8 protein-coding genes, 1 pseudogene and 1 other annotated feature are annotated in these 8618 nt (G+C 29.7%); of the genes and pseudogenes, 7 read left to right on the top strand and 2 right to left on the bottom strand.

The annotated features are described in order from the left end of the window. Positions 1-187, top strand: a pseudogene (locus ACI3VO_RS00095) (hypothetical protein); the annotation flags it as partial. A gap of 283 nt (positions 188-470) precedes the next feature. On the opposite strand, the gene ACI3VO_RS00090 reads toward ACI3VO_RS00095, so the two are convergent. Together ACI3VO_RS00090 and ACI3VO_RS00085 are read right to left on the bottom strand one after the other, a co-directional pair. After that, the gene (locus tag ACI3VO_RS00090) at positions 471-977 is read right to left on the bottom strand and encodes a prolyl-tRNA synthetase associated domain-containing protein (RefSeq protein WP_439755956.1); all 507 of its coding nucleotides are present in this window, start codon (positions 975-977) and stop codon (positions 471-473) included. A gap of 42 nt (positions 978-1019) precedes the next feature. Beyond that, positions 1020-1979 (bottom strand): DMT family transporter, encoded by a 960-nt coding sequence (locus tag ACI3VO_RS00085; protein ID WP_439755957.1) that lies wholly within the window; start codon positions 1977-1979, stop codon positions 1020-1022. Between the two features lie 134 nt (positions 1980-2113). Here ACI3VO_RS00085 and ACI3VO_RS00080 point away from each other — a divergent pair, with 134 nt between their 5' ends. The 6 genes from ACI3VO_RS00080 to ilvB all read left to right on the top strand — a co-directional run bounded on the left by ACI3VO_RS00080 (position 2114) and on the right by ilvB (position 8392). Continuing rightward, positions 2114-3454 carry a sodium-dependent transporter gene (locus ACI3VO_RS00080; protein ID WP_439755955.1) on the top strand — a complete coding sequence of 447 codons (1341 nt, stop codon included), beginning with the start codon at positions 2114-2116 and terminating at the stop codon, positions 3452-3454. Positions 3455-3560: 106 nt separating this feature from the next. After that, positions 3561-4301 (top strand): M48 family metallopeptidase, encoded by a 741-nt coding sequence (locus ACI3VO_RS00075; RefSeq protein WP_439755954.1) that lies wholly within the window; start codon positions 3561-3563, stop codon positions 4299-4301. 80 nt (positions 4302-4381) lie between these two features. Then, positions 4382-4534 carry a hypothetical protein gene (locus ACI3VO_RS00070; RefSeq protein ID WP_439755953.1) on the top strand — a complete coding sequence of 51 codons (153 nt, stop codon included), beginning with the start codon at positions 4382-4384 and terminating at the stop codon, positions 4532-4534. Beyond that, positions 4496-4751: a binding site (T-box leader), on the top strand. It overlaps the preceding gene by 39 nt. Positions 4752-4875: 124 nt before the next feature. Beyond that, positions 4876-5094: an ACT domain-containing protein gene (locus ACI3VO_RS00065; RefSeq protein WP_320924266.1), complete on the top strand. Its 219-nt coding sequence runs from the start codon at positions 4876-4878 to the stop codon at positions 5092-5094. A 293-nt stretch (positions 5095-5387) separates the two neighbouring features. Then, on the top strand, positions 5388-6374 hold the full coding sequence (gene ilvC / locus ACI3VO_RS00060; protein WP_439755952.1) for a ketol-acid reductoisomerase: 987 nt from the start codon (positions 5388-5390) through the stop codon (positions 6372-6374). A 338-nt stretch (positions 6375-6712) separates the two neighbouring features. Then, positions 6713-8392, top strand: coding sequence for a biosynthetic-type acetolactate synthase large subunit (ilvB, locus tag ACI3VO_RS00055; RefSeq protein ID WP_439755951.1), 1680 nt, complete (start codon positions 6713-6715; stop codon positions 8390-8392). Positions 8393-8618: the final 226 nt, after the last annotated feature.

The raw sequence follows: 8618 nt of genomic DNA, 5'->3' as shown, positions 1-8618 counted from the left end.
AGCCGAAAAAGATACAATAGAAGTTTCTATACTGAATTTAGAAGAAATAGCAGACGTAGTTGAGGTTCTATTTGCAATAGGTAAGAAATACGGATACGATGAAGAAGATATACTTGAAAAGAGGGCTCAAAAGAAGCTTAAATCAGGTGGTTTTGAAAAAAATATTATTTTGAAGAAAACGTACTAAAATTAAAAAAAGATATATTAAAAACATAAGAGAGAGATGATATATTTCGAAATCCAAAATTTCTATCGAATTTTAGGTGAATCTTCCTATAAATATATTTCTCTCTCTATATTTTTATTAACTTAATTTTTTTTGTTCGAACATTTTAGTCCAAACGGGTTGAACTTTTAAGTCTGAACGGGTTGAATATTTTAGTTCAACAGTTACGGATTTAAATCCGAATACATTTTTATATCGATAATGACTTAAATAAAAAATAAAAGAGACTCAAAATCGAGTCTCTCTATAAATCAACTTCTATATATTTATTTCCACAGTATTCTAACACGCGAATTAAGTCGCTGTACTCAATAGATAGAGTAGTTGTATTGAATTCGGGATGCATAAGAACTCTGTGTCCTGTAAGATCCTTATCTAGTAAAACTATAACTTTTCCAGAGTCGTTTACTACTCCAAGTGGAGTTACTGAACCTTTAGTTAGCTTTAGTAGCTCGTATAATTTTTCTTCGCTTGCAAAGCTAAGTCTCCTACTGCCGATAATTTCTCTAAGTGCTTTCAAATCAGCTCTTTTAGTTTCTGTCACAAAATAAAGATAGTAGTTTTTAGCTGTATCTTGTAAAAATAAGTTCTTGCAGCCAATGCCCTTTATGTTTTTTGTAACAACCTCAGCAGCTTCAAAGGCTGTAAATACTGGTTCATGATCTATTTTATCGTATTTAATATCTAGTTTATCTAAAAGCTCATATACCTTTTTTTCAGTTGATCCTTTAATTTTTTCTTGTGTTGTCATTTTTCCTCCTTATTTCATCTATTTACAATATAGTATTAATACTTAAGCTGCCGGATGACTAGTACTGTGTTGCATTTTCATAGTACATAATATTGTATAGATAGATCCAAATAATATAAATCCAATTCCGATTATCATATTAAAAGGAATAAATTCTTTTAATACTATAAATGCTAAAACTGGAGCTATAATTGGTTTGAAGAAAAATATTAGTGAAGTTGTATTTGCATCAGTATATTCCATTGCTAGAAAATAGAAGCAATATCCCATACCTGTAACGCCGACAGCTATATATAAAAATACTGGTATACTAGATGCTGTGTAGCCTGTAAGTAGAGGAACATTTGCAAATGTATCTAGATTATGTGCTATTAAGAAATCGGCGATACTACTTATATGGCTCATTAAAGTTAAAATTAAAAGCTCTAGACTACCAAATATAAAGCTAAAGCAAGTTACAACAATTCCACCAAATTTGCCTGTAGATTTTTTACCGCATACACCGTAAAATGCAAATGTAAGTGCTGATAATATTGTCAATGTAATACCTACAGGTGACAATTTAGTATGAAGAGGATTTATTATAAATAAAATTCCCACTACCTGCATTATTAAAGCTACGACATTGTGTTTGTATATTGGTGCTTTTAACAGTAAGTGCGCAAAAAATAGTACGAATATAGGATTACAGCTAAATATTGAAGCTACTACAGATGCGTTTGTATTCATAACTGCTAATTGGAATAATATCATACTTACTACTATACATATAAATCCAAGCCAAGCGAATTGAAGTAAATCTTTTTTTTCTAAATTGATTTTTTTAGCTTTTAATACTCTTAAAGCAAATGGCAATAATACTAAGCTCCCCACCAAGAAACGAGAAACTGTCATCTGTATAGAGTTAAAGTTTCCAGCAACTAGCTTTAAAGATATTTCCATTGTACTAAAGAAAAAAGTACTCAAAGCTATACATAAATATCCTTTTTTCAAAGTGAACACCTCCACAATTTATATTAATACCAATATTTGTCATTTGCAAGACATTATAAAATTATTTTTGGTAGAGTCAACATTATTAATATGATAAAATATATTTATATGGAATATAATAATTAAAAAAGGAGGAATTACATATGTCAAAAAAAGAAAATTTGACTAGCAGTGAAAAGCGTGACAGCTTTACATCAAAAACAGGCTTTATACTGGCGTGTATAGGTTCAGCTGTAGGTCTTGGAAACATATGGCTATTTCCATATAGAGTAGGTCAATTTGGAGGAGCTGCTTTTTTAATTCCATACATAATATTTATTGTATTATTGGGATATACTGGACTTATGGGCGAATTTGCTTTTGGTAGAATGAGTCAAACAGGTCCTATAGGATCATTTAAAATGGCTCTAGAGACTAAGGATAAAAAATGGGGAGGATTTTTAGGAATCATACCTGTGTTTGGTGCTTTTGGTATAGCAGTAGGATATGCAGTAGTAGTAGGATGGTTTATAAGATTTTTAGTTGGATTTATAACAGGTAGTGCTATAGCATCAGCAGATAGTGGAGCTTATTTTGGGCAAATAGCAGGGCCTTTTGGAAGTACAGTTTGGCATTTGATGGCACTTATAATAGTTACTATAGTGTTGATATCTGGTGTTTCTAAAGGAATAGAAAAGATGAACAAAATCATGATGCCGGCATTTTACGTTTTATTTGTAGTATTAGTAGTTAAGGTACTTACATTAGATGGGGCTGTAGATGGATTAAAATATTTAGTTTTTCCTGAATGGTCATGTTTATTTAGTCCAAAGACGTGGATTTACGCTTTAGGTCAGGCGTTTTTCTCACTTTCGCTTGCAGGTTCTGGTATGATAGTTTATGGAAGCTATTTAAAAAGAGAGGTAGATATTATATCAAGTGCTAAAAATACAGTAATATTCGATACTTTAGGAGCATTTTTAGCTGGACTTATTATAATACCGGCAGTTTTTGCGTTTGGATTAGATCCAGCTGCAGGACCACCGCTTCTATTTATAACTATACCATCTGTATTTAAGCTTATGCCATTTGGTAGACTATTTGGTATAATTTTCTTTGTATCAGTTTTATTTGCTTCTATAACATCATTGATGAATTTATTAGAAGTACCTATAGAGGCTGTACAAAATACTTTTAAGCTAAGTAGAAAATTATCAGTAGCTATAGTAGTGATAGCTGCATTTTTAATAGGATTATTTGTGGAAAATGGAGATGTACTTGGTTCTTGGATGGACTTTGTATCTATTTATATAATTCCATTAGGTGCATTTATAGCTGCCGTTATGTTCTTCTGGGTTATAGGAATCGAAAAGGCAAAATCAGAAATAGAATGTGGTTCAGAAAAGAAACTAGGAAAGCTATTTGAAATAAGTGCTAAATATGTTTTTGTATTCTTGACTATATTTGTATTGATTGCAGGAATTCTTTTAGGCGGTATAGGATAATATTTAATAAAAATCCTTTCTAATTATTTTTAAATATTTAGGAAGGATTTTTGTTGTCTGTAAAAAATTATATTTAAAGTAAATTATTATAAATTGAGGAGAAAACATGGAAAAAATAACTTTTAATTATGAGGATAAAATTTTAGATGTAGATGTAATATACAGAAAAAGAAAAAATATATCTATAAAAATAACTCCAAAGGATAGGATACAGATAATTGCGCCACATAAAGTACCTATAAAAATACTAAAGGAAACTATAGAAAAAAATTCAAGATGGATCTTATCAAAGCTAGATAAATTTAAGAATATAGACGATTCTTTTTTAAAAAGAGATTATGTAGATGGTGAAATATACTATTATATTGGAAAGCCTCATTATTTAAATATAATAAAAGATAAAAATATGCAAAACGAAAAAAATTACAATTATATAAGTGTAAAAGAAGATTGTATTGAGATTAGGACAAATAATTGGGAAAAAGAATATTTAAAGGAGTGCTTAAAAAAATGGTATAAGCTAAAGAGCGAAGAGATTGTTATGGACAGGCTCGCTTATTTAAGAGAGCAAAGTGATTATTTTAGAAAAATCGAACCAAATTTAATAAAGATAAAAGAGCAAAAGAAAATTTGGGGCAGTTGTAATTCTAATAAAAATATATATATAAATTCAAAAATATCTATGTTACCCGTAGAAGCTATCGATTATATAATAGCACATGAGTTTTGTCATATACTTTATATGAATCATTCAAAGGATTTTTACGCTTCAGTCGAAAAAATAATACCTAATTACAAAGAAATAAATTTATGGTTGAAGAAAAATAGCTATAAATTTACTTTATAATCTGCATTATTATTTGTCGATAATTGTATATTTTACTTTATTTGTTAAAATATAAGCTCGAAATTTGATGCTAAAATTTGATGAAAATTAAGTTTTTTGTAAATATAGTAAATTTTGAAAAAACTTTGAAAAATCGTGTTGACTTTAAATTACAATCTAACTATAATATAAGTATAATAAATGAAAAACAAAAAACAAAAGCTTTGACGGAGACAAAAATATTCGCTGATTAATTACAGAGAGTCGGTGGTGCTGAGAGCCGGTGTTAATTTGAATATATAATGATCACTCCTAGCTTCCATATTGAACGGGTGACTTATTAAATATGGACGTTCGCTAACGTTACATAGCTATAGTTAAGATTAGCTCTGACTAGAAAAATGAGGGATAGTCATTTATTATATGGCTATAAATAAGGTGGTACCGCGGAATATAACTTTCGTCCTTATGAGTGATAAAGTGTTGCTTATATAGGAAGAAAGTTTTTTTTATTGCAAAATTTCCTATAAGCACACAATTTGAAACCAATTAAAAATTTAACTAATTTCAAAAGAATTTATAGGGGGTAAATATTATGAAGAGAAACGTATATGCAAAATTAAATCAAGGTATGGATTCATTTTTAAGAGTAGCCATGACATTAAGAAGAAAAGAGTTATCAGTAGAAGCAATAAGTATGAATAGAGAAAATTCAGGAATGTATCTTACAATAAATGAAGATGAAACATCTTTAGAAGAAGTAGTAAATCATATGAGAAAATTATACGACGTTACAGATTTACAAGTACAATAATATCAAGAATAATCTAAAAACAAAAAATAGTCGGAATATTAAAAAAATAAAATATAAAAAAATATAAAATATAAAAAAAAATAAAAATTTAAAAATTTGTTTGAAAAATATAGAAAATTGAGATATAATATCTTATACCAAAATACATAATATATTAAATTACAATTTATAATAAATTAACTTAATGGTAAATAATTAATAACTTTTTAAATAACTGATTTGGATATTCTATTTTTATAGTTTTATCAATAAAAATAATTAATATATATAAATAACAAGGGGGATTTTCAGAAATGAGAATGTTTTATGACAAAGACGTAAGCATGGACGCTTTACAAGGAAAAAAAGTAGCAATATTAGGATATGGTAGTCAAGGCCATGCACATGCACAAAACTTAAGAGATAGTGGTGTAGATGTAATAATAGGTTTACACGATGGATCAAAATCAGCAGTAAGAGCTAAAGAAGATGGATTTGAAGTAGTAAGTGTAGCAGAAGCTACTAAAGCAAGTGACGTAGTAATGTGCTTATTACCAGATGAAAAACAAAGAATAGTATACGCTGATAGTATAAAAGATAATCTTAAAGAAGGACAAACATTAGCATTTGCTCATGGATTTAATATACATTTTGGATATATAACTCCACCAGAATATGTAGACGTTATAATGGTTGCTCCTAAAGGACCAGGTCACTTAGTAAGAAGTGTATTCAAAGAAGGAAGCGGTGTTCCAGATTTATTCGCAGTATACCAAAACTACACTGGTAAAGCTGAAGAAACAGTTTTAGCTTATGCTAAAGGTATAGGTGGAACTAGAGCTGGTGTAATAGAAACTACTTTCAAAGAAGAAACTGAAACTGACTTATTCGGTGAACAAGCTGTTCTTTGCGGTGGATGTCAAGAATTAATAAAAGCTGGTTTCCAAACATTAGTAGATGCTGGATACCAACCAGAAATAGCTTACTTCGAATGCTTACATGAAATGAAATTAATAGTTGACTTAATGTACAATGGTGGTCTAGAAGCAATGAACTATTCAGTAAGTGAAACTGCTGAATACGGTGGATATGTATCAGGTAAGAGAGTTATAGGTGAAGAATCTAAGAAAGCTATGAAAGAAGTATTAGCTGATATACAAAGCGGTAAATTCGCTAAAGAATTCATCGAAGAATGTGAAACTGGATGCAAGAAATTCCATGCTATGAGAGAAGAACAATACAGTGCTCAAATATCTGAAACAGGTAGACAATTAAGAAGCATGATGTCATTCTTAAAATAATAAAAAGATAGAAAATTTATATAAAAGCTGATAAGACATATTGGGAATTATAACTATATAATTTCCAATATGTTATAAAAAACAAAGTGTATTAGGGCAACATCAAAAATATATAGTTGCCTTTTAAAATAATTTTAGTATTACCTCATGTAATTTCAGAATATTCAAAAAATTAAGGGAGGTTTTACTTTTTTTCTTGGTAAATAATTAATATAAATAACTGGTATATATAAAATTTATTCAATACATTTAGATAAAAAGGAAAATAAAGGGAATGGAAATACGGATTTTTTAATTAAAAAAAGACGAAAAGAAAGTTTAAGGGGGACAAAGACAATATGCAAGGCGCTAATCTTATAGTTGAATGTTTGATAAAAGAAGGTGTAACCACTATGTTTGGTTATCCAGGAGGGACAGTAATACCTATATATGATGCTCTATACGATTATACAGACAAAATAAAACATGTAAGAACCTCACATGAACAAGGTGCAGTTCATGCAGCTGATGGATATTCTAGAAGCTCTGGAAAAACAGGTGTATGTGTAATTACATCAGGTCCAGGAGCTACTAATGCAGTTACTGGAATAGCTACTGCATATATGGATTCATCACCTCTTGTCGTAATATCAGGTCAAGTTGGAACAAGCCTATTAGGAAAGGATACCTTCCAAGAAATAGATATAACAGGTGTAACATACTCTATAACAAAACATAATTTCTTAGTTAGAGATTTAAAGGAATTACCTAATATAATAAGAGATGCTTTTATAATAGCAAATGAAGGTAGAAAAGGACCAGTTCTTATAGATGTACCTAAAAATTTACAAGTTGCAGAGATAGATTACAATATGGACGATTATATACCTTCAAATCAAAATAAAAAGGTAAAAGATAAATTCGAAATAAGAGAAGAAAACGAAACTAAAAGCAAATTACAAGCTGCTGCAGATTTGATAAAGGAATCTAAAAAGCCTGTTATATATGCAGGTGGAGGAGTAAAATCAGTAGATCAATACGAACTACTTAAAGAATTTGCAGAAAAAATAAATACACCAGTATTAAATACTCTTATGGGGCTTGGCGGTATAGATAGAAAAAATCCACTTTCTTTTGGACTTGTAGGAATGCATGGAAGTAGAGAGGCTAATTTAGCTATATCAAATGCCGACTTAGTTATATCTGTAGGAGCACGTTTTAGCGATAGAGTAATAGGTAACAAGGATGAGTTTGCTAAAAATGCAAAAGTTATACAAATTGATATAGATTCATCTGAAATAAGCAAAAATATACCAGCTGAAATAGCTCTAGTAGGAGATTTAGGTGATGTACTAGAAGGTCTTTTAGAAAAAGTAGAGCCAAAAGACAATTCAGCTTGGTTAGATGAAATAGAAACTTTCAAAGACAATGAACACGTAGTAGACAAGGATGCCTTCCATCCTAAAAATATAATAGAAGCATTTAACAAAAAATTAGGAAGTAATACTACTGTAGTAACAGACGTAGGTCAACATCAAATGTGGGCTGCACAATACTGGAAGTTTGAACAAGGTAGAACTTATATAACTTCTGGTGGACTTGGAACTATGGGATTTGGATTAGGAGGAGCAATGGGTACAAAATTAGGTACTCCTGATAAAAAAGTAGTCTTAGTTACAGGTGATGGAAGCTTCAAGATGAACTGCAACGAGCTTGCGACAGTAGCTACATACAATATTCCAGTAGTGATATTATTACTTAACAATAATGCTCTAGGTATGGTTAGACAATGGCAAAATCTATTCTCTAATAAGAGATATTCAGAAACAGACATATACGATAAGACTGACTATATAATGCTTGCAAATGCATATGGAATAGAAGGTCACAAGGCAGAAAGCTTAGATGAATTGAATTCAATTTTAGAGAATTTAACTTTAGATAAACCTGTTTTAGTGGAATGTCAAATAGATCACGATATAAATGTATATCCAATAGTTCCACCAAACGATAATTTACTTAATTTAATATGTAATTAATAAAATTGAAATCAAAAAGGTCGTTTCATTTTGTGGCGACCTTTTTATAATGCATAGAAAATTTATATGTTTTTAAAATAAAGGTTTTCTTATAAAATATATATAGAGAGAGTTTTTAAGGAGGATTAAAGTTTATGATAAAATCACAAAGGGAAAACCCGCTTGGATACGAACCAGTATCGAAGCTTATGAGGAAATTTGCTGTTCCAAGTATAATTGCAATGCT

The sequence above is a fragment of the Intestinibacter sp. genome, assembly GCF_051866655.1.
Lineage (GTDB): Bacteria > Bacillota > Clostridia > Peptostreptococcales > Peptostreptococcaceae > Intestinibacter.
This window is presented reverse-complemented; position numbering and strand designations above follow the sequence as displayed.

Bases quoted from the DNA above. Each gene is read 5' to 3' on its own strand.
- ACI3VO_RS00090 (WP_439755956.1), bottom strand. From the start codon at position 977: ATGACAACACAAGAAAAAATTAAAGGATCAACTGAAAAAAAGGTATAT.
- ACI3VO_RS00080 (WP_439755955.1), top strand. From the start codon at position 2,114: ATGTCAAAAAAAGAAAATTTGACTAGCAGTGAAAAGCGTGACAGCTTT.
- ACI3VO_RS00075 (WP_439755954.1), top strand. From the start codon at position 3,561: ATGGAAAAAATAACTTTTAATTATGAGGATAAAATTTTAGATGTAGAT.
- ACI3VO_RS00070 (WP_439755953.1), top strand. From the start codon at position 4,382: ATGAAAATTAAGTTTTTTGTAAATATAGTAAATTTTGAAAAAACTTTG.
- ACI3VO_RS00065 (WP_320924266.1), top strand. From the start codon at position 4,876: ATGAAGAGAAACGTATATGCAAAATTAAATCAAGGTATGGATTCATTT.
- ilvC (WP_439755952.1), top strand. From the start codon at position 5,388: ATGAGAATGTTTTATGACAAAGACGTAAGCATGGACGCTTTACAAGGA.
- ilvB (WP_439755951.1), top strand. From the start codon at position 6,713: ATGCAAGGCGCTAATCTTATAGTTGAATGTTTGATAAAAGAAGGTGTA.